The sequence below is a fragment of the Moritella sp. F3 genome (assembly GCF_015082335.1).
GTDB lineage: Bacteria > Pseudomonadota > Gammaproteobacteria > Enterobacterales > Moritellaceae > Moritella.
In genome coordinates this window covers 65,202-87,586 of the sequence record NZ_BLRL01000013.1, presented here as the reverse complement: position 1 = coordinate 87,586, position 22,385 = coordinate 65,202, and the positions used below count along the sequence as shown (strand labels likewise).

20 protein-coding genes are annotated in these 22,385 nt (G+C 41.6%); 14 read left to right on the top strand and 6 right to left on the bottom strand.

The features are described from left to right. Positions 1-249: 249 nt before the first annotated feature. Positions 250-720 carry a hypothetical protein gene (locus JFU56_RS18035; RefSeq protein WP_198438654.1) on the bottom strand — a complete coding sequence of 157 codons (471 nt, stop codon included), beginning with the start codon at positions 718-720 and terminating at the stop codon, positions 250-252. A gap of 266 nt (positions 721-986) precedes the next feature. On the opposite strand from JFU56_RS18035, the gene hppD reads away from it, so the two are divergent. The 5 genes from hppD to JFU56_RS18010 all read left to right on the top strand — a co-directional run bounded on the left by hppD (position 987) and on the right by JFU56_RS18010 (position 5,419). After that, complete coding sequence (hppD, locus tag JFU56_RS18030) at positions 987-2,075, top strand: 4-hydroxyphenylpyruvate dioxygenase (protein WP_198438653.1); 1,089 nt, start codon at positions 987-989, stop codon at positions 2,073-2,075. Positions 2,076-2,086: 11 nt separating this feature from the next. Then, complete coding sequence (locus JFU56_RS18025; protein WP_198438652.1) at positions 2,087-3,211, top strand: homogentisate 1,2-dioxygenase; 1,125 nt, start codon at positions 2,087-2,089, stop codon at positions 3,209-3,211. Between the two features lie 24 nt (positions 3,212-3,235). After that, positions 3,236-4,216 carry a fumarylacetoacetate hydrolase family protein gene (locus tag JFU56_RS18020; RefSeq protein WP_198438651.1) on the top strand — a complete coding sequence of 327 codons (981 nt, stop codon included), beginning with the start codon at positions 3,236-3,238 and terminating at the stop codon, positions 4,214-4,216. 50 nt (positions 4,217-4,266) lie between these two features. Beyond that, positions 4,267-4,947, top strand: coding sequence for a maleylacetoacetate isomerase (maiA, locus tag JFU56_RS18015; protein ID WP_198438650.1), 681 nt, complete (start codon positions 4,267-4,269; stop codon positions 4,945-4,947). Between the two features lie 289 nt (positions 4,948-5,236). Then, positions 5,237-5,419, top strand: coding sequence for a hypothetical protein (locus tag JFU56_RS18010; protein ID WP_019441208.1), 183 nt, complete (start codon positions 5,237-5,239; stop codon positions 5,417-5,419). A 64-nt stretch (positions 5,420-5,483) separates the two neighbouring features. Here JFU56_RS18010 and JFU56_RS18005 read toward each other — a convergent pair whose 3' ends face one another. Together JFU56_RS18005 and JFU56_RS18000 are read right to left on the bottom strand one after the other, a co-directional pair. Then, positions 5,484-5,735 (bottom strand): DUF1127 domain-containing protein, encoded by a 252-nt coding sequence (locus JFU56_RS18005; protein WP_198438649.1) that lies wholly within the window; start codon positions 5,733-5,735, stop codon positions 5,484-5,486. A gap of 586 nt (positions 5,736-6,321) precedes the next feature. Then, positions 6,322-7,299, bottom strand: a complete 978-nt coding sequence (locus JFU56_RS18000) for an LPP20 family lipoprotein (protein ID WP_198438648.1) — start codon at positions 7,297-7,299, stop codon at positions 6,322-6,324. A gap of 367 nt (positions 7,300-7,666) precedes the next feature. Between JFU56_RS18000 and JFU56_RS17995 the strand changes: the two genes are divergently transcribed. From JFU56_RS17995 to JFU56_RS17980, 4 genes are all read left to right on the top strand, one after another. Then, positions 7,667-8,659 (top strand): hypothetical protein, encoded by a 993-nt coding sequence (locus tag JFU56_RS17995; RefSeq protein WP_198438647.1) that lies wholly within the window; start codon positions 7,667-7,669, stop codon positions 8,657-8,659. 4 nt (positions 8,660-8,663) lie between these two features. After that, entirely contained in the window at positions 8,664-9,272 is a 609-nt protein-coding gene (locus JFU56_RS17990; protein WP_198438646.1) for an LPP20 family lipoprotein, read from the top strand. A 76-nt stretch (positions 9,273-9,348) separates the two neighbouring features. Beyond that, positions 9,349-10,803 (top strand): transglycosylase SLT domain-containing protein, encoded by a 1,455-nt coding sequence (locus tag JFU56_RS17985; protein WP_198438645.1) that lies wholly within the window; start codon positions 9,349-9,351, stop codon positions 10,801-10,803. A 12-nt stretch (positions 10,804-10,815) separates the two neighbouring features. Beyond that, a complete protein-coding gene (locus JFU56_RS17980; protein ID WP_242066008.1) occupies positions 10,816-11,586 on the top strand; it encodes an ETEC_3214 domain-containing protein in 771 nt (256 codons plus the stop codon). A gap of 107 nt (positions 11,587-11,693) precedes the next feature. On the opposite strand, the gene JFU56_RS17975 is transcribed toward JFU56_RS17980, so the two are convergent. Together JFU56_RS17975 and JFU56_RS17970 are read right to left on the bottom strand one after the other, a co-directional pair. After that, a complete protein-coding gene (locus JFU56_RS17975; protein WP_198438644.1) occupies positions 11,694-12,314 on the bottom strand; it encodes a response regulator transcription factor in 621 nt (206 codons plus the stop codon). A gap of 25 nt (positions 12,315-12,339) precedes the next feature. Continuing rightward, positions 12,340-14,199, bottom strand: coding sequence for a sensor histidine kinase (locus JFU56_RS17970; protein WP_198438643.1), 1,860 nt, complete (start codon positions 14,197-14,199; stop codon positions 12,340-12,342). A 187-nt stretch (positions 14,200-14,386) separates the two neighbouring features. Between JFU56_RS17970 and dsrO the strand changes: the two genes are divergently transcribed. The 5 genes from dsrO to JFU56_RS17945 all read left to right on the top strand — a co-directional run bounded on the left by dsrO (position 14,387) and on the right by JFU56_RS17945 (position 21,329). Continuing rightward, the gene (dsrO, locus tag JFU56_RS17965; protein ID WP_198438642.1) at positions 14,387-15,160 is read left to right on the top strand and encodes a sulfate reduction electron transfer complex DsrMKJOP subunit DsrO; all 774 of its coding nucleotides are present in this window, start codon (positions 14,387-14,389) and stop codon (positions 15,158-15,160) included. Next, entirely contained in the window at positions 15,157-16,284 is a 1,128-nt protein-coding gene (nrfD, locus tag JFU56_RS17960; RefSeq protein WP_198438641.1) for an NrfD/PsrC family molybdoenzyme membrane anchor subunit, read from the top strand. The genes dsrO and nrfD overlap by 4 nt, the downstream gene beginning before the upstream one ends. Before the next feature lie 10 nt (positions 16,285-16,294). Beyond that, the gene (locus JFU56_RS17955) at positions 16,295-19,384 is read left to right on the top strand and encodes a tetrathionate reductase subunit A (RefSeq protein WP_198438640.1); all 3,090 of its coding nucleotides are present in this window, start codon (positions 16,295-16,297) and stop codon (positions 19,382-19,384) included. Positions 19,385-19,649: 265 nt separating this feature from the next. Then, positions 19,650-20,267 carry a c-type cytochrome gene (locus JFU56_RS17950; protein ID WP_198438639.1) on the top strand — a complete coding sequence of 206 codons (618 nt, stop codon included), beginning with the start codon at positions 19,650-19,652 and terminating at the stop codon, positions 20,265-20,267. A gap of 9 nt (positions 20,268-20,276) precedes the next feature. Next, positions 20,277-21,329, top strand: a complete 1,053-nt coding sequence (locus JFU56_RS17945; RefSeq protein ID WP_198438638.1) for a c-type cytochrome — start codon at positions 20,277-20,279, stop codon at positions 21,327-21,329. A 54-nt stretch (positions 21,330-21,383) separates the two neighbouring features. Here JFU56_RS17945 and JFU56_RS17940 read toward each other — a convergent pair whose 3' ends face one another. Then, positions 21,384-22,340: a LysR family transcriptional regulator gene (locus tag JFU56_RS17940; RefSeq protein ID WP_198438637.1), complete on the bottom strand. Its 957-nt coding sequence runs from the start codon at positions 22,338-22,340 to the stop codon at positions 21,384-21,386. Positions 22,341-22,385 lie beyond the last annotated feature (45 nt).

The window sequence follows — 22,385 nt, the reverse complement described above, 5'->3', positions numbered from 1 at the left end:
GTATGGCAGGAGCATAACTGAATGGGGCGAAACCAAATAAGATTTACGTCACAAAACCACTATGAACTTGCGACACAGGTCTCTAAAATACGTATTTGTATTAGAAGTGTGATTTGTAACATAAAAATAAAAGCGGATGGCGAGAGAGAATTTGATTTTATTTATACAGAGGCATCAAAAAACAAACGAACAAGTTAAAGCTTACAAATATCAACAACTTAAACAATTTAAATTTAAATATTAACAACACTACTTGCCATAATCGGTCAGCATTTTTTTAACCAAAGTATTAACACTTTTAGTTCTTTTTGTTAAATCTTTCAATGAGGTAGGATTGCTTGATGGTGATTTTAAACTTTCAATTTCGGCTGATTTATCTTTCATCTTTTGCACTGCAGGCAGGAGCATTCTGATCTCCTCATTTTGCTCGTTGGTCATTAACACAATGTTTTCAGATTCGACTTTAGTGATCGTCAACCAACCATGTTTGATTGAGTGCACGCGTTCGCCAACCATAATCGATTCCGGTGGGATATCACGATCAGGCACATTACCACTTCTTAATTTAGTGGCACTGATAGCGCGAATATTACCCGTGTTTTCAAACGCAACAATCACAGTATGACAATTATAATATTCAACAATAGTCACATAACCATATTTATTGGTTTTAAATTTAGCTCCGTTATACATGTCCTGTGGAGCAGCCATCTTTTTCACTATTTAGTTCCCTTATGCGTTTAGATGATGAATAGATCGGTCATCATTATCCATCAATGATCTCACTGTTGTTAAACAGATAATAGCACAACCCTTATCACGAATAATCACAATAACCAGCCACACTTCGCCTTATCCAGTGCGAATTTCTAATTCAGTTTGTGACCTCGAGTAAGCAAAATCAGCATAAATCGTCCATACTAGCTCTACATTCCTGTTAAATTTGTAGGCTGCTCTGTACTTCTAAAGTCTGCAAAGGAGGTATTATGGGTCATGCATATGATTATACTAAACAAGAGTTTAGCAATCCTGCTGGCACTGAAGGCTTCGAATTTGTCGAGTTCACATCTCCCGATCCAACACAGCTAGCCACGCTTTTCAAAACATTGGGTTTTCACGCTTTAGCCCAACATCAAACACGCCCGTTAACTTGGTTTAAACAAGGTGATATTCATTTTTTGGTGAGTACTGAAGGCCGTGGTTTCGCCTCTGAATTCTCGCAGCAGCACGGCCCTTCCGCCTGTGCCATGGGATTCAAAGTCAGTGATGCCGACAAAGCCTATCAACATGCCATTAGCCGCGAAGCCCAACCTTGTAAGCGTAAAATCCTCGAGTTTGGCGTGCCAGCGATTTATGGCATTGGCGAGAGTCTGCTGTACTTAGTCGATGACGATGTAAGAAAACGCCTTTATCAGGAACACTTTAAATTAACTGGCGAAACTGAGCATCCAGCAACCTCTGCCGGACTGACTTACATCGATCACCTCACCCATAATGTGCATTGTGGCCACATGGATACTTGGTCAGAATTTTATGAACGGGTATTTAATTTTCGTGAAATTCGCTATTTCGATATCCAAGGTAAAATGACCGGATTACGTAGCCGCGCCATGACTAGCCCTTGCGGTAACCTGCGTATTCCGATTAATGAAAGCAGTGATGATAAATCCCAAATTGAAGAGTTTTTGCAGGAATATCATGGCGAAGGAATCCAACACATCGCTTTAGGTACTGACGATATTTACCACACAGTCGCCACCTTAAAAGCCAACGGCATTCAATTTATGGATGTACCCGATACGTATTACGACATGATTTCAGAACGCTTGCCAGAACATCACGAGGCGATTGACCAACTCAGAAAACACCGTATTTTGATTGATGGTCACATGGACAATGGCAAGTTAGTCCTGTTACTACAAACATTCACCAAGACTTTAATAGGGCCTATTTTCTTTGAAATAATCCAGCGTAAGGGTGATGAAGGTTTTGGCGAAGGCAATTTCCAAGCCTTGTTCGAATCCATTGAACGCGACCAAGTTGCGCGTGGCGTTATCATAGATAAAAATGACTAAAGGGGCGAAATATGATCCGTAGAATTGCGTTTCCATTACGAAAAGGGACTTATTCTCGGCAAGCGCACGCGGATCTCCCCAGGCAAGGTGTTTTTGAAAGGGAGGTAAGTCGAGAAGGGTTTTATGGGCCTGCCACACATTTGCATCATAAACACCCACCTACAGGATGGTGTGCTTGGTCTGGCGAACACAGGCCAAGAGCCTATAATTTATTAAAATTACCCTATGCTCAGACTTCCCCTTGGGATGCCCCCCTGTTATTTCACAATGCACATTGCCAGATCCGCTTCTGGCAGTGTCACGAAAACATGCAAACCTTAGTCAGAAATGCCGATGGTGATGATCTCATTTTTATCCACCAGGGCCACGGTGAGTTGTTTTGTGATTACGGCCATTTGAGTGTTGTTCAAGGTGATTATGTATTGATTCCGCGTTCTTGTTTGTGGCGTTTAGAACCAGCCAAACCAATGACCTTAATGATGATCGAAGCAACCAATGATTATTACGGTTTACCCGATAAAACCATCGTTGGTCAGCATGCAATATTTGATCAAGCGGTATTAGATACCCCAGAAATTGATGATGCCTATTTACAACAACAGGACGAGCAGCCCTGGCAAGTCATTATCAAACGCTTTAATCAACAATCCATCATTGCCTATCCTTTTAACCCACTAGATGTCGTGGGATGGCATGGCGACGTATCTGTCGTGCGGCTTAACTGGCTCGATATTCGCCCGTTAATGAGCCACCGATTTCACCTTCCCCCCTCCGCGCATTCTACTTTTGTAACCAGTCGCTTTGTGGTGTGTACGTTTGTACCTCGACCAATGGAAAGCGATCCCGGTGCATTGAAAGTGCCTTTTTATCACAACAACGATGATTTTGATGAAGTGATCTTTTACCACCAAGGCGAGTTTTTTAGTCGCGACAATATTGAACCGGGGATGTTGACCTTTCACCCTTGTGGTTTTACCCATGGACCGCACCCTAAAGCCTATCGCGCAGGGTGCAAATCACAACGCAAAGAAACCGATGAAGTTGCAGTGATGATAGATACCCGCGATGGTTTAGCCATCGGTTCAGGCATGGCGGATGTAGAATGGTCAGGTTATGTCGATAGCTGGAAAGAATAGCGTGAAGCAGGAGGATAAAATACGATGAAATTAGCCACATTACGAGATGGGTCTAGAGATGGCAGCTTATACCTCGTTAGCAAAGACTTACAAACTGCATTGTGTGTATCCTCGATAGCGGCCAATTTACAATGGGCGCTAGAGCATTGGTCTACAGTGGAGCCACAATTACAAAGCCATTACGCACAATTAAATAACGGTGAGTCGACAGGTATCATTGAATTTAAAAACTGCTCACTAGAATCGCCCTTACCCAGAGCATATCAATGGGCCGACGGCAGTGCTTACGTTAATCATATCGAGTTAGTGCGTAAAGCCAGAGGTGCGGAAATGCCCAAGTCATTTTGGACTGAACCGTTAATGTATCAAGGCGGCAGTGACAGTTTTATAGGGCCCAAAGATGATATTCCATTACAAGATCCCGCTTGGGGTTTAGACTTTGAAGCCGAGGTGGCAGTGATCACCAGTGATGTGCCGATAGGATTAACCACGGCTGCAGCTAGCGAATATATTTTATTAATTACCTTGGTTAACGATGTATCCCTGCGTAATTTAATTCCCACTGAGTTAGCCAAAGGTTTTGGATTTTTTCACAGTAAACCATCCACCGCATTCTCGCCTGTTGCCGTAACCCCTGATGAATTAGGTGATGCATGGGACGGAAAAAAATTACATTTACCGTTATCAACGTACCTTAATGGCACTTTATTTGGCAGCCCTGATGCTGGGGTCGACATGACATTTAATTTCCCTGAATTGATTAGCCATGCCGCCAAAACCCGCACCTTAACTGCCGGTACCATTATCGGTTCAGGTACTGTATCTAATTGTGACCGTACGGTAGGTTCATCCTGCCTTGCAGAAAAAAGAATGTTGGAAAAAATAGCCACAGGTGAAATCACCACCCCATTTCTACAGCATGGCGACAGAGTAAAAATTGAAATGCGAGATCAGACCGGACAATCCATTTTCGGCGCTATTGACCAGATCGTCGCTTTTCAGTAAACAAGTCAGTGGTACAGGTATAGCCAACAGAGATAAAAAGGGGATACAAGATGAAACTCTATAGCTATTATCGTTCATCAGCCGCTTACCGTGTTCGGATCGTATTAAATTTAAAGCAGGTTCGATATAGCACCGAGCCCGTACATTTGATTCGCAATGGCGGCGAGCAGCACGCCGCAGAATACCAGAGTGTTAACCCCCAAGGTTTACTGCCAAGCCTTGATATCGCAGTACCAAATTTTAATGCTGTGGACTCAGAGTCTAAACCACAAATAATAACTCAGTCAGGCGCTATCATTGAATATCTAGAAGAAGCTTTTCCGCAGCCCGCTTTATTACCAATCAATTTAACCCAGCGTGCCTATGTGCGTACATTAACGCAAATTATTGCCTGCGATATGCATCCACTGAATAACTTACGAGTATTACAGTATCTCGAGGAAAATTTCGACTGTGACGGCACCGAAAAAATGACTTGGTATCATCACTGGTTAGAAGAAGGATTTGCAGCCTTCGAAGCATTGCTAACAAAAAAAGGCAGTACTCACTATTGCTACAACGACCAGGTAACCTTAGCTGATGCCTATTTGATACCGCAAGTTTATAACGCACTACGCTTTAAGCTTGATATGGCACCTTACCCCGCTATTAATCGAATTTATCAGCATTGCATTCAATTACCCGCCTTTCTCGAGGCTGCGCCAGAGCAACAACCTGATGCAGGCACATGACGAGGCGAAGAAGAATAATCCCGTTGCGAATGTCCCCAGAGTCAGTTAGCCGAAGTTCATTGCTTATAACAAAAAACAGCATTATCTCCATCATATATATGACAAAGCATCGCTGTATATATAGATAAAAGAATAACAAACCCGCGCTTTAGTTTCATTTGAAATAAGCGAGATTTATATTTGAAGTGGAACGATATTTATTATATTACTATTTAGCAGAGTAACCATTACCAGACGATAATCGCTTCGTAATAGGCAGCTAGTAAGACCAACAATATAGAGGTACGTTATGAAAGTAGTTGTGGAATTTATAGAAACAGGTCGATACAAAGATAGAGCTTGGGAACCTTCATTCCATAGTGGAAAAGGTAGTTTACGCTCGGTCTCACCATCTTGTGCAGTGCAATTAATTAACCAAGCAAAAGCCAAACTTCACATCAACGAAGATGGCTCTGCAGCGTTTGAAAATTAAATAAAATTCTACTACTTCAAAATACGCAAGGGGCTAAGCTGCATATACAGCCTAGCCCCTTTTGTTACGTTGCTATTTTCACACGGCAGGCACGGCGTAGATGACGCACTCGACGTTTCGCAGCTACATCACGTGGCAGCGCACTGCAAAGTGGACGACCATCGGCATTAAGACCAATATCTTTTAGCAGATACGCATTGCCCAATGGGAGCTGACTGCTGGTACGACGATTTTTTGTTAACCATAGTTGCTCTTCACGGCGGATATCAGCACGAACAAAAAATACAGCAAGGTTTAAATAAAGTGAATGACGCATAAGAATTCTCCAGTATATAAGTTTGAAACTTAAAAATTTAACTGGGAAAAATGGCGTGAAGTATTTCGACTATCTAGGGATGTAAATGAAGATTACCCTATCAGCTGCCATTTTTCGCAGCCGTTAAGGTTACGAATTAATTAGTTAATAATGTGGTGCCTGGTTTTCGATCGGAACAAGTCATAAAGGCTTTATGAACGGCCGTCATGGGACAAGTATGATCAAGCGATACACAGACGAATTGAACAAGATTTAAATTTTTCATATGTACCTCCGGTTAACTAATAAATTCGAAAAGATATGTGAATTAAATGTTAATTCACATTGAGAAGTCTATGCGATATTGGATATTCTGCAACTGTAAATTACCACTTAAGAGTAAAACGATTTTTTATTCTAGCTATAGCCCTATATTATCTATTTTCACACTATATCTGACTAGCTTATCGCCATCCTATATTGTAGAACAGGCTTAGTCATCGATAAAAAAATCCCCAACCTAAGTAAGGTCAAGGATTATAAACTCGCAATAGTATTCCAGACATAGCTCTATGTTCACGATGACATCATACGACATCACGCATAATTAGCCGTTAAAACCGAGAGATGGCCATACTCCATTTTCATCCATCTGTGCAGAAAAATGACGATCAGCGCCTTCTTTCGAAATTTTATAATTAGACATAGAGTTACCCGTTGAAATCATTTCATTACTTGCAACGACATTACCTTGTTTATTTAACAACTGTAACGAGGTGATTTTTGTTGAAATATAAGCGCTACTCATAATACTTTGACGCAAATCGGTATTTAGTTTTAATGTATGAGTCACTGACCTTGTATTTTTAAACGTTGTGCTTATTCCTTGGGCTGACAGTTTCTCAACAAGATATTGTGCACCTTTTTTATCATGCTTCGATGGCTGTATTTTAATTAATAACTGTGATTTTATTTTTGATACTTGATCTGTTAATGCGAGAACGTAAGGAGCGCTCACATCATCTTTTGGAGATATAGCCCCCAACATTGCGGTTCGAACATTAACATATTCCAGATTAGAGCTTGTCTCACGATTCATCAACCACCAAGACAAAAGGTCCTGATGTTTTAATTCATCAATCAACCTTTTCGATTTTTTATTTACGTTACTAATGTCTGATTTTAGCTGTTTAATAATTACGTCTTTTTTTATTCTCGCCTGAGCAAAATAAATATTATTCTGATTATCTATATTGGTATATTCGACGCCACTAAAAGTCACACTAGATGTTTTAGCATTCACATTATTATTGACTGAACCATAGGTATAATTCTTATCATTGATATTAGTATTACTATCTTTCATCGAAAAAGAAGAATCAACCTGCGTCCACAATGTCGCATTTATATTATTGAGAGCCGATTTTTTCGCTTGATTTAAACTTCTTCCTTCACCAACCGCAAATATATATTCTGTATTACTCACCTGTGGTTGATCGTACCACTCTGGATTACTTGTGGATTGACAAGCGGTCAACATAGACAGCAAAAATAAAGGTAATAGTTTTTTTGTATATTGTTTCATATGACTTTTTATGTTGTTGAAATGATTTAATCATATAGATATTAATCATTAATTTGAATTTAAATAACTAATTTAAATTCAATCTATGATGTAAAGCAACTGCTATTTAAATATATGTTATCAGCACAAAAAAACGAGTGAATAGCAGGAACGCCTAACATTTAAACTTTTTATAAATTAAGTTGAACTATTTTTTATTTATTTGATCATCAGCTCATTTTATTATAATTAAAATTTGCAAAATCTAACCATTTAGAGCGATACTACCTTTTAGGTGCACTTTAAGTCGATGTAATTACAAGCAATCTTCGCCACCTGCACACTATAAAATATTATAAAAACAATTAAAAACAATGGAATGATACTCATGTTAAAAAAAACAGCTCTTGCATTAAGCTTATCAGTCATACTCTCGGGGTGCGCCGCTAATAAAGTTTGTGAGCCCAACTATAAAATTGATATAGCCGCTTCAGAACAACCAGCAAAAAGTGCAGCGGATAGAAAAGTTATCGTATTACCAGTTGAAATTGGATTTAAAGATCCTGCAGCTAAAAAAATCCAATCAGTTTTACGTAACGAACTTGAATCTCAAATTATAAAATCAGGTACCAATGTAGTTGATCGTAAAATAGCGAATAAATTAAAAAATGAATTAAAACTTGCAGAACAAAGTGGGCGATACAATACCAAAGGTGTTCCAATTGCAGACTATGCTATTTTAACTGAAATTACCGCAAGTGATCTCAAAACTAGTTTCTCTAAATCCCGAACTTATAAAAACGACGACGGCGAAACAGTTAAAGTTGCAGCAAAATGCTCTTATGAAGTTGACGTATCTGCGATCGCAAAAATTGTCTCACTACCAGATATGCAGTTGATCAAACGCATTGAATTAAAAGGCGATGAAAGTTCATCGTCTGAAACTAATAACAGCCGCTGTCCAGTAAGTAATGCACATTACTCTGGATTAGCGAGTGCAGCAGCAAGCGAAGCGGTTCAACATGATAAAGAACTTAAATCATTATTAGCACTTAGCGCTCCGGTTATGGAGTTACGTCAATGTGATGCCGGTACTATGGTAAAAATTGCTATCGGTTCAAATAAAAATATCCAACCAGGTACAGACATAGCATTCTCAAAAGCAATCCAAAATAGTGATGGTGAAATTGAAACGTTTAGTATCGGTGACGGTACAATTGTAAATATCCCACAACATGGTATTAAGCCAAAATATTCTTGGGTTGAAATTACGGAAGAGTTAGCACTACAAATTAATACTGGCGATAGAGCAAAAGTAGTGCCTGAAGTTTGTGCTACGTGGGATTTAGAATGCCAATTACGAACAGTTACAGGAGGTTAATATAATGAAAAAAATAATCCTAATCAGTGCAATTACCTTAGCTTTAGCTGGCTGTGCCACTACGAATAAAACAGTTGAAGAAACACAAAACGTTCGAATTGTAACGTGTAACTTCCCAGACTCTCCAGCTGCAACAGCACCCGCTTGGATCTGTGATGTATTACCAAGCGATCTTGCTGCGGGCGGCGTAGGTTATTCTAAGAAAAGCGCTGCTGGCATGTCTATCATGCGTAAAATAGCAATCAATAACGCACGCGTGCAATTAGCATCACAATTTGAAGTCGATGTGAATAGCATGTTTAAACAAGCTGTTGAGTCTAGCGTTACGTCTTCAACATTAGCAGGTTCTAATGAAGATGTATTAGAAACAATGGAGAATGTAACAAAATCCGTTGTTTCTCGTACGCTTGCAAACAGTAAGTTAATCGTAAGCCAAGCTACCCCGACAGGCGGCTTATATGTGCTAGTAGGTATGGATCAAGCGACTTACGATGCAAACCTTAACAAAGTTATTGATGGGGTAACTCAGGACTCTAAATTATGGGGTCAGTTTAATAATGAAAAAGCGGCTACAGATTTATCTAACGCGCTTCAGTCATTAAAAGCAATGTAATCCCATAAAATAGTAAGTAAGAAGCTATGACTAAATAGCCTCTTACTTACCCTCCTTTGATTAGAGAATAATAATAATGAAACCCTATCAAAAAAGCCTTATTGCACTGTCATTCATTTCATTCTTACCTACAAGTTATGCCAATTCGAGTCTAGCATTCGCAGAACTTGAGCAAGAAAAAATAGAAATGAACCGTTCTCAAGAAGAAAAAATAGCTGAATTTCACGCTTATATTAATGATTATCTAGACGAATATGAACAATGGCGAGAGACATATACAACAAACCTAGATAAACAAAAAGCGCATTTAATTGAGCAATGGGGCAGCGGTGATGTATCAGACCAAACACAAAATGTAGAATACACGAAAGATAACAAAGTAAAAAAAGTCATTAATTATGAAGAAAATACCGCTACTATCTCTATTATCGTAGACCCATCAGAAAATAATAATGACATCACTTCCATTGCAAATAATAATATTATAAGCGTAGATGGCCAAAACCTAGATTTACAAGACGCTAAAATTACTCACAGTGATATCAACTACTCTGCCGAACAACAAAATAAAGAAAAAACATTTGTTATTGAGCAAACTCAGGCTCAAATGAAAGAATTCGATATCCAAGCTGATCGTTTAATTGCTTCACAAACAGGTATTCCAGATTCGTTTATTTATGAACGTGCAAATAACAAAAAAATGCACTTGCTTGCTGAAGCACAGCAGCGCATTAGCCAAATAAACAAACTATATAAAGATAAAAGAAAAGCTCTTGGCATACCTGAGCCAGTATTAGTTAAGAGTAAAGAACAGCCTACTGCCACTATCGTAACAGATATCGCTGCCGTAACAGATACCGCTGCCGTAACAGATACCGCTGCCGTAATAGATACCGCTGCCGTAATAGATACCGCTGCCGTAATAGATACTGTCGTAGCACCAGTAAAAGCGAAGAAAATAGTCTCTTATACAATAAAACTACCAAATAATAGTTTAAAGAAACGAGCAACTAAATATCAAGAATTAGCGATACAAGAAAGTGAAAAATGGGGTATAGATAAAGCACTAGTTATGGCGATAATGCACAGTGAATCGGCCTTCAGAGCAGACGCTAAATCGCACGTTCCAGCTTTTGGATTAATGCAAGTAGTTCCAGTAAGCGCAGGGCATGACGTTAATAAGCAAATTCGTAAAATTGATGCTCCGATGACACCAAAAGAGTTATACATTCCACCCGTTAACGTTGAAACAGGTACTGCCTACCTGCACATATTAAATAGTCGATACCTTCGCTCAATAACAGATAAGCAAAGTCGTTTATATTGTACGATTGCCGCTTATAATACCGGAGCAGGTAATGTTGCACGTGCATTTAACAAGGGTCACTCAACCAATATTCGTAAGGCTTCGAAAATCATCAACACCATGACACCTGATGAAGTTTATAGCCATCTATTAGCAAATTTGCCGTATGACGAAACTAAAAACTATTTGAAAAAAGTTAATGGTCGCATAGCGTTATATAAATAAGAGGCAAATACGATGAGTACAATAGAACCAACGAACACAAGTTCAAGTAGCCAAAGCGTGACACCTAAAATTAAAGAGCAATGGGGGCGTATTGTTGCGATTGCCTCTTTAGTCGCGATCGCCTTGGGTGGGTTTAACGACACGATGGACGCGGTTGAGAAAATTTATGATTTTTCCTTATCACAACTAACCGATATACCATCACAAAATAAGTTAGATAAAATCTATATTCGGGCATCTTCTAATTCTTTAGAAGAAAATTTTGGCGCCCCTATATATATTAAAAAATCTTATTCTGGCGAAGTAATACAATACTATCGAGATAATCGTTTCATCCTATCTACAATCAGTAAAGATGATGCTATTGCAGCCTATCTCGTTTTCCCTAGTTCAAACTTCAGTCCCGATACTAGTGCGTCTAGCGGTGGTAACGATTTACTCTCGACACCATTTAAAAATCAGGAGGGGCTCAGCGATATAAAAGCCTCGGTATCTCGAAGCATTACCTATTATATTGAAGAAAATTCAGCAGGTGAATTCAGTAATCTTTATTCTTCTGTTGCAGGTTATACTGAGATTAACAGCATATTAAGTGATAAAAAAAGAACTTTATTATCAACTTTAACTGATAAGCAAATTTTAGGTGATGATGATATTTCAGCAGAAGTGTCCGCAATTAGACAAAATTTAACGCCTAATTTTTATGGTTATAGTAATTTAGGGTTATCCTCTTTAGAAGAGGCTATTTTAACTAAATCTGAATACGCACTTATTAATAAATAAGCTACAAATACTGTAAATAATTCAGCCAAATATCCCAGAGAAATAATTTGATAATCCTGGGATATTTTCTGTTCTATGAATTATTTAAAATCATATGTTCGCTTTCATTAATTTATCGCCAGACCATATTGTAAAACCAACTCAGCAATGGTTTTAGCATTAAACTTTTTCATTAAACTCGACCTATGTACTTCAACAGTCCGAACTGCAATGCATAATGTATCGGCAATCTGTTGATTACGCTTACCTTGTACTAATAATAATAATATACCCTGTTCACGTTCAGTCAGTGATTGATAAGATAATAACGCACTAAGTTGTTGGCTACGCGCAACTGATTTATCGGCAGCAAGCATAATCGCCTGCACTAATTTTTCACCATCGACGGGCTTTTGAAAGAAATCCACCGCGCCTGATTTAAACGCATCGACAGCCATTGAAACATCGCCATGGCCAGTAAGAAAAATAATCGACAGTGGACTATTACATTGAGTCAGAATAGCTTGTACATCCTGCCCGCGTAGTTCCGGCATCCGACTGTCTAAAATCACACAGCCCGGCAGCATGATTTCGGCGTTATCTAAAAATGCTGGGCCACCAGCATAAGTAGTGACGTTAATATCATAACCATCAAGCATAAATGCCAACGAATCACGTACTGATTCATCATCATCAACAACATAAACTGGCACTGATATTTCATGCCCTGTTACTGGTTCTTGGCTCATATTAATCATCCTCAATTATAAGCTGTTATTGCAATGGTAACTGTATGCTAACGCGACAACCAATGGGATCCGCGGCCACCAGCGAAAATTGACCATGATGTGCTTCAACCACGTCACGACAAATCGCTAATCCTAAGCCTAATCCCTCTTTTTTGGTGGTGAAAAAGGCATTCTGTAATTCTGCACTCGACGCTGTTAAGCCAATGCCATTATCAGTCACCGTTAATATTAAGCGGTCATCACTATAGTGACTCTCGATACTAATTTTATTATTTATCAGCACCGCAGGATCTCGCATCAAGCACGCATCTGCAGCATTGTTTAATACATTTAATAATACCTGCTGCAAACCAACAATATCAGCATCTAGATCCACAGCATTACCGACACAGGATTGGCTTACGGTAATATTTTTTTGCTGAAAATCATACTCAAGCAACTCTAAGGTATCGCTAAGTAATGCTTGCACGTCACAGCGCGACTTAGCCACGGCACGTTTATTAATAAGCGTACGTAATCGCTGCACAATACCATCAGCTCGCTTCACTTGCTGTTGTATTTTCTCTAATGCGGGTGTGATTGCACTGGCATCAGCACCTTTATTTATGCGTAATAACCCACCCTGGCTGTAGTTTAGGATCGCAGCCAGTGGTTGGTTTATCTCATGGGCGAGACTACTGCCCAACTCACCAACAATCGCCACTCGCTGCGCATGTTCTAACATGGCGTTTTTTTCTTTTAAACGGTTTAAGGTCGCTTTTAATTTACGTTCACTGCGACTAAAACGGTATTCCAAAATTAAATGATAAATACTTAATACCAGCACAAATAAAAATACCACCCAAGCCCACTGCTGATTTTTCTTGATCCAAACAGCAGCTTCCTGCCACCAAGGTCGCTGCAAAGGATGCATATCCAAATCACGATATAATTGGTCGACAGACAATTGACTGATGGGTGGGGTCCAACCTGAAGAGTATGCTGCAATACTGGCTGCGTGATCGCTAGGCAAGGCCAATAGAGCACGGGTTATTTTTTTGGCTAACGAGGCTGAAATAGCACTGGTTTTAGCAATCGACCAGTTCGGGTATAACTGTGTTGACAGCGCACAAGCAAAATTATCTGGGCTGATATCATCTAACACACGAAAGACACCTTTCTGAATCAAGCCTTCTTCTAACATGCTTTCGAGTTGGCATACCGGCACCACAGCAGCATCTACATAGCCATCTCGCAGTTGGTAAATAATGGCATCTACAGGAAAACCTAAAAACGATACGTCAGAGAAAAAAGCCGTTGGGTTAATACCTAGATTTTGCACCGTCAGTTGCATCGTTAAATAACCACCAAAGGCATTACTGGCAACCGCTGCTATCTTGTCACCACTGACATCGACCAAGTGTTGATAATGAGAATCAGCGCGAACAACCAAAGCTGAGCCTATCACATGAGTACCGTCACCGAGTTTACTGTTTAACGTCGCTAACCAAGACAGCGGGTATTGCCGACCTAAACGCACCGCTTGCCCAGGGTTGGTCACCACCACATCGACACTTTGTTGTTCTACTGCCGCTTCCATTTCGGCCAGAGTGAAGGGATGCAATCTAAATTCGCTATTGGGGATCTGACTTTGTAGCCATAATAAGGTGGGTTGCCAGCGCTGCTTCGCTTCAAAGATACCACGCGTTGCTAATACGCCCACATCAACGGTGATCATGGTTGGCTTGTTATCAGCGATGCGCTCAAGAGTACGGTCATCAATAAAAGGGTCAGCATTACTATTACGGCTATTGCTGCTCGTCGTATCTGTCGCGTTACTGGCATGCACTTGTGTCATCATTAGCAACAACGTACCTATCACTGCTTTTATTAATACGTTAGCCATGCCAATTCCCTGCTCATACCGTTTATTACAAATAAGATAACAACCTCAGCATACCAAAATAACGATAAAGCCAAAATATTTATTGTTTTAGATCAAACCGCCCCTGTGTATGTGGAAAACCACAATACAATATACCTCTTAATTTCCAGACAATAGCCTTAATCAGTATTAACCACAAGGTGTTCTCATGGACTCAACTAAACGCCGCTTAATGTCCCGCCTCGGCGCATTAACAGTAGGCGCAGCCATCATACCAGTGTCGACGGCAAACCCGCTCACCACGACCATTATCCGTAATAGCGAAGCCCCCGATCGCAAAGGCCAGAGCGGTAAACGCTATGCCATGGTGGTTGATTTACGTAAATGTGTAGGGTGCCAAGCCTGTACCGTCGGTTGCAGCATTGAGAACCAAGCACCTATTGGCCAATTCCGCACTACGGTAAAACAATACGAAGTCACTTTAGATGACGGCAGTAGTGAACTACAAAATGTAAAATCATTTACCCTGCCACGCTTATGCAATCACTGTGAAAATCCACCCTGTGTAAAAGTATGCCCAGTACAAGCAACCTTCCAACGTGATGACGGTATTGTCATGGTCGATAACGAGCGCTGCGTGGCTTGTGCTTATTGCGTACAAGCTTGTCCTTACGATGCCCGTTTTATTAACGAAGAAACTCTCACCGCTGACAAATGTACCTTCTGTGCTCATCGCTTAGAAGAAGGTTTATTACCTGCTTGTGTAGAAACCTGTGTGGGTGGTGCGCGTATTATTGGTGATATTAAAGATCCTAACAGCCACATTAGCCATTTAATGCGCGAACACCAAGATGATATCAAGGTATTGAAACCAGAAGAAAACACCCAGCCACATGTGTTCTATATCGGCATGGACGAGGCGTTCACCAGTAATGTTGACGGTAAAGTTGCCATCTACGACCCTGCAGGAGAAAACGCATGAACATCACCGAAATTTTAGTACAACCACAAGCCATTGCTTGGCTCCCGTGGGCAGTACAATACTTTTTCTATATTGGCTCTGCGTATGCGGCTGCGATATTGTTTTTATTAAGCTATATATTCCGTGCTCATACCAGCCATTACTTACGCTCGGCATTAGTGTTGACCATGTCGATTGGCGCAGTTGTTGGTCCACTGGCATTAACAGGTGACTTACACCAACCCGGTCGAGCACTGCACTTCTATAGCAACATAACACCTTGGTCATGGATGTCTTTAGGCTCGCTATTTTTACCGCTATTTTCAGCATTAGCGATATTAACTGCTTGGTTATATTTACGTGATGATATTGCCAAACTCAAACACAGTGACAGTGCTATCGCACAGAAGGTTGCGTTGTTTAGTTTAGGTAATTGGCAGACCAGTAGTAAGCAAATGCTCGCGGTAACCACGCTAACCTGCCTTTCAGGTTTAACTATCGCACTATACACAGGTGCAGAGATATACGTGGTGCAAAGCCGTCCACTGTGGCATCAACCTGCCGCGCCATTATTATGGTTTGTGACTGCATTCATCGGTGCCATCGGTTTTGCGTTATTACTATTAGCGCTATTCCCTATTCCTGCAAAAGCGCATGCCTTTACCCAAAGCGACCAGGGATTAATAAAACGAGCCCTGTTAGTCAGTGCTATCTTAGCCGCTGTGTTACTGCCAATCTGGGCATCCAATAATGCCTCATTTTCGTTATATGAAAGCGATGCATGGTTAGTACGTCTGGGCAGTTTAGCGGTCAGTTTCTTCGCCTGTATCGGTATTGCGTTATTAGCCTCTAAAATTGCGCGGTATAACCGCGCGCAATTATTAATCATGAGCGCGATCAGCTTGCTCTGCTGTTGGTATTTACGTTGGGTCACCATCATGGATGTACAAACCATCGCTAAATTTGACCAAGGACCGTATCCGTATGAATTGCCTATGGGTTCAGCAGGGCTACTCGGTATTCTTGGTATGGCTGGTTTGTGGTTAGCTTTAGCATTAGCGGCTTCAGAGATTGTCGCAATACAAGCAAAACCAGTAAAAAATAAAACCGTCTCACAACCTCTCAAAACACAACACACACAGTAAGGGCTTAACTATGGATAACAAACGTCGTCAATTTCTTAAATCAGGTCTTGCTGTGGGTGGTGCTGGCGCTTTTGCAGCGGGTTATGCAACAACCACATCACATGCGGTACATGGCATTATCGATGGTACTGCAGGTAAAAAAACCAAACACCCGCATCATGGCAACTCATTAACACCAGAATATAAGGTGACTGAAAACGGTAAGCTGATCAATAATCCAGCGCAACGAGTAGCACCGTCAATGTGTTTCGGCTGTTGGACCCTGTGCGGTTTGCGTGTACGTGTAGATAACGCCAGCGACGAGATATTACGTATTTCTGGTAACCCGTATCATCCATTATCAAATGAGCACCAGATCCCCTTTAATACCCCTGTCAAAGATGCCTATATCGCCATGGCTGGTGAAGCAGGATTAGCAGGTCGATCAACGGCCTGCGCCCGTGGTAATGGCATGATGGAAATCCGTAAAAGTCCGTATCGGATCACCCAGCCACTAAAACGTGTTGGTAACCGTGGTGAAGGCAAGTGGATCCCAATCAGCTACGAGCAACTGTTAGAAGAAGTGGTTGAAGGTGGCGACCTGTTTGGTGAAGGTCATGTTGACGGCTTGCGTGTGATCCGTGATGTGAAAACGCCGCTCGATCCGCTTAACCCAGAATACGGCCCTAAAGCCAACCAGTTATTAATGACCAATGCCGGTAATGAAGGCCGTGACGATCTGTTTAAACGTTTCGCCTTCAACAGTTATGGCACGCGTAACTTTGGCCATCATGGATCATATTGTGGTTATGGTTTCCGTGCCGGCTCTGGCGCATTAATGAATGATCTAAAGAAATTCGCTCACGTGAAACCAGACCTAGAGAACTCTGAATTTGCGTTATACATAGGCATGTCGCCAGCTCAAGCGGGTAATCCATTTAAACGCCAAGCACGTCAACTCGCCACAGCGCGCACCAAAGGTAATTTTAGTTATACCGTGGTATCTCCAGCGCTGCCGGCATCATCAAGCTTAGCTGCGGGTGACAATAACAATTGGCTACCAATCAAACCCGGCACTGACTCAGCATTAGTACTCGGCATGATCCAATGGATATTAGCTAATGATAAATTTAATACAGCCTTCCTAACCCAACCGGGTCCCAATGCGATGAAAACCGCGGGTACTGCACATTGGTGTAACGCGACCCATTTGGTGATCAGCGATAAAGATCATCCGCGCTACGGCTTTTTCCTACGTGCTTCAGAAGTAGATCTTGGGTTTACGGGCACTGCACTATCAGAATCCGATCCATATGTGATCGTCGATGCACAAAGCGGTGATCTTTCAATGCACACACAAGATCATCCAGCGCGATTATTCATAGATCAAATCGTCACGACTAAGCAAGGTGATGTACAGGTTAAATCATCACTACAGCATTTAAAAGAATCGGCATTTGCCCACGATCTTGAATTCTACAGTGCGCAATGCGATATTCCAGTCGCCACGATCACCGCGCTAGCGAAACGCTTTACCAGTCATGGAACTAAAGCCGTTGTTGATAGCCATGGTGGTAACATGCACAGTAATGGTTTCTACAATGCTTACACTATCCTTATGCTTAACGCGCTGATTGGTAATATCAATCTGAAAGGTGGTGTCATGGCTAAGTCTGGCGGTTACCCAACATCAGGAAAAGGGCCACGTTACGATTTCACCAAGTTTAAAAACAAAGTAAAACCAAAAGGGATATTTTTATCTCGTAGTAAATTCCCGTACCAAAAAACCAGTGAATATAAACGTCGTGTCGCTGCAGGCGAATCGCCATATCCAACACGATCACCTTGGTACCCGATCTCTGCGCCTTTATTAACAGAACATCTCTCTGCTGCAGTGGATGGTTATCCGTATCGTGCCAAAGCCTGGATCAACCACATGGCGAACCCGATGTATGGCGTTCCTGGATTAGCTAACTTATTGGGTGATAAATTAAAAGATCCAAAACAGCTACCACTGATCGTGTCAGTTGATGCTTTCATTAATGAAACAACAGCATTATCCGATTACATCGTCCCTGACACTGTGACTTATGAAAGTTGGGGCATGGTGACACCTTGGCATGGCGTACCGACTAAAACAGTGACAGCGCGCTGGCCGATTGTGAATGCCTTAACAGAAAAAACCGCTGACGGTCGTAGTATCAATCTAGAAAACTTCTTAATTGATATTGCCAAGAAAATGCAACTCGGTGGCTTTGGTGATAATGCCATTAGTGATAGGCAGGGTAACTGGCATGGGATCCACAACGCTGAAGATTTTTACTTACGCTCTGCAGCCAATTTAGCCTATGTCGCCAATGGTGTCCCCAAAGCCAGTAGTGAAGATATGGTTTTGTCAGGGCTTGAGCGTCTATTGCCTGCCATGCAACGCGTGTTAACACCGGAAGAACTGGGTAAAGTCGCGTTTATCTTTGCCCGCGGTGGTCGTTTTGAAAATGCCACCGAGGCCTACAAAGGCGAAGAAATGAAACATCAATGGCAGAAACCATTAGCGATCTGGAATGAAAAGCTCGGAACCTCACGTAATACCATGACGGGTGAATATTATTCTGGTTGTCCTACTTGGTATCCACAAAAATTAGCAGATGGCACGCCGTTAACAGAAAAGTATCCAGCAACCGAGTGGCCATTTACCTTGACCAATTTTAAGTCGAATATTCACAGTGCAGTGTCGAATCTGTCACCACGGTTAAATTCGATTAAAGGTGTCAACCCGGTTTATATCCACCCAACAGATGCGGCTAAAATTGGCTTAACAAGTGGGGCGATGTTTACGATCACCACACCAACCAGTGCCACGAAAGCAATGGCGTTAATCGTTGATGGTGTTAAACAAGGCACACTCGGCTTTGAGCATGGCTTTGGTCATAAAGAGCTCGGTGAGCGTGCCCATTGGATTGGCGATACACAACAGCCAGTGAAAATGAAATCCAATGATGGGGTTAATATTAACGATATTGGTTTAGCCGACCCCACCCGAGAAGGTAAAGGGGTATTACTTGACTGGGTCGTTGGTGCAGCAGCAAGACAAGCACTACCCGCTAAAATTAGTTTAGGCTAGTTAATGAGCTAATTCATTAGTTAATTAGCTAACAAGCCCACAGGTACAACTGCACCAGTGGGCTTTTTTAATCACAACGCTAATCCACATCGAGATCCGCTCCTATATACCCCTAAATTTATGTGGATAACCACAATATCTTTCTCTTTCTCAAACAGCCAGACTATGCCCGTAATATGACCTTGCCTATAAGAATCCTACTTACGGCCAAAGCATTACTATAATTAGACCGACCCTGCCATCACCGACTACCTGGAGACATACCATGCCCATAAAGAATATATTCCGCAGCATCATTGGACTGAGCGCGTTGCTGTTAGTGCAAGCGCCAGCATTTGCAGCAACGCCACCCGCGGCAATGGTATGTGAAAGCTGTCATGGTACAGCAGGTTTAGGTATGCCGAATCTAGCGCCGATGTTAGCAGGTATGGATAAAGATTATTTAGTCGAACAGATTAATCACTTCAAAAATGGCAATCGTAAAAACCCATCCATGACGTCAATGGTAATGACCTTACCTACACAAGAGTCTGTACAGCAAGTGGCAGCATTCTTTGCTTCTTTACCTGCACCTGTTATCAGTGATGTTGAAAAGCGTGGTGATCATGTGATTATTACCGACCCCGCGAGAAAACTGGTTTACCAAGGTGATTGGACTCGTAACATTCCGGCCTGCGCAACATGTCATGGCCCGAGTGGTTTAGGCGTTGCCCATTTCCCTCGTCTAGCCAGCCAGCATGCTGATTATATCAGTAACCAATTAACGGCATGGCAAAGCAAGCAGCGCAGTGGCGATCACAATAATGTAATGGCAACCATAGCGCAGCAATTAACAGCCACTGAAATCCAACATCTTGCGCAATACTTTGCGGCGATAAAATAAGGTCATCTAATGAAAACATTATCTCTTATCCTCGGCGCAGGTCTATTGTTCTCAACGTTTACCAACGCAGAAACAAATTTACCCGATCGCCAGACCGAACTACCAGCTCACGCAAAAGCCGCCAGCAGTGAATACTTAGTGCCACGTGATTTAACTACTATCCCAGATACTGAGTTTGGCAATAAAGTAAAACAAGGTTATTCACTGTTCGTTAATTCACAGACCATGCGTGGTCAATACGTCGGTAATGAACAAAACTGTGCCAACTGTCACATGCAAGCGGGTATGAAAGCCAATTCAGCACCATTATGGGGCGCATTCATGGCCTACCCTGCCTATCGTAAAAAGAACGATAAAGTAAATACTTACGCAGAGCGTATCCAAGGTTGTTTTAAATATTCAATGAACGGCGTTGCACCTGCTGTTGATTCACCAGAACTCGTTGCCTTAACTGCCTATTCATATTGGCTAGCGATGGGTGGCTTGTTAGATAAATACGATATGCAAAGTACGCCTATCCCTGAAATGAGTGACGCAGTAGTACAACTGGGCGGTAAAGCGGATTCATTTGTATTACCTGAAAAGATTGCGGCTGCATTGCCAGTAGAACAACGCAATAAGTTAGCTGGCCGAGGTTATCCTAAGTTAGCTAAGCCAGCTCAAGCACCGTCGATCCCTCGTGGTGAAATAGTTTACCAACAAACCTGTGCAACATGTCATGGTGATAACGGCCAAGGGTTAAAGCAAGACGGCGTACAATCATTCCCGCCACTTTGGGGGAAAGGTTCATTTAACTGGGGCGCAGGTATGCATCGCGTTAATACCGCCGCTTATTTCATCTATGAAAACATGCCGCTGGGCAAAAGCATCCAACTTAGCAATCAACAAGCATGGGATGTGGCCGCATTTATGAATAGCCATGAGCGCCCACAAGATCCACGCTTTAACGGTGATTTAAAAGCCAATAAAGAGCAGTACCATAATCATCAAGGTTATTATGGTAAAACCGTGAATGGTAAAATCGTTGGCGAAAATGCCTTTCCTGCTAAAGCTGTAGATTAATCCTTAATAAAAGAAACCCAAGTCACTCGGCTTGGGTTTTTCATTCTATAACTCTCACCCCAATTTTTTCTCCACACTCTGACAAATCATGTCCCGAACCCATCTATGACCCGGTTCATCATTGTTACGTTCATGCCATAGCAGCACATACACCAATGACGAAAAATCGATTGGTAAAGGTAACTGTACTAGATCATATAATTTCTGTGCATGCGATACAAAACTCGACGGCAACGTAAAAACTAAATCGCTGTGTGCGCAAACACTCGCTGCGCCGTAAAAGTCCGGTAAGGTCGCGCAAATATGACGATGTTGGCCAGATTCTGCTAATTGATAATCCAATAACCACCAATCATTACCTTCACAGCGCACTTGCACATGCGACATACTTAAATAAGTGTCGACATCCCACACTCCAGCTTTAATACTCTCCAGCATAGGATGGTTACTACGAACCAAACAGACTTGACTATCGGTCAGTAAACGTTGATGTGCAATGCCATCAGGTAGATTGTTTAAGCGAAAATCAGCGGTCGGATGTAACTCCCTTGCCGTAATACCAAAATCAATTTGCCCTTGCTGCAAGTCCAATAATGATTTTTCATTCCAGCCATAAATCTCTAAATTCAGTTTAGGGGCTTGCGATAAAATAGGACCTATGTAATAAGGCAGTAACGTTTCATAGGCACTTTCTAACATCGCAAACGAAAACTGCCGATAACTTTTTTCAGGCTCAAAACTCGGCGGTAAACTGATCTGATACAAACCTTGTAATATGGTCGGTAATTGCAATTTTAACTGCAAAGCATGGGCGGTCGGTTTCAAACCATGGGCGGTACGTAGAAATAATGGATCGCCTAAAGTGTCACGCAAACGGGTGAGACTTTTACTTAATGCCGACTGACTCAAATGCAAGCGACTCGCCGCACGGGTGACGCTCTCTTCTTCTAATAGTATTTGTAATATCACCAATAAATTAAGGTCTATTTTGGCGAGGTTATCTAAATTCATAAGATATTCCTTAAAGGAAATTCAATATTGAAATTATACCACTTC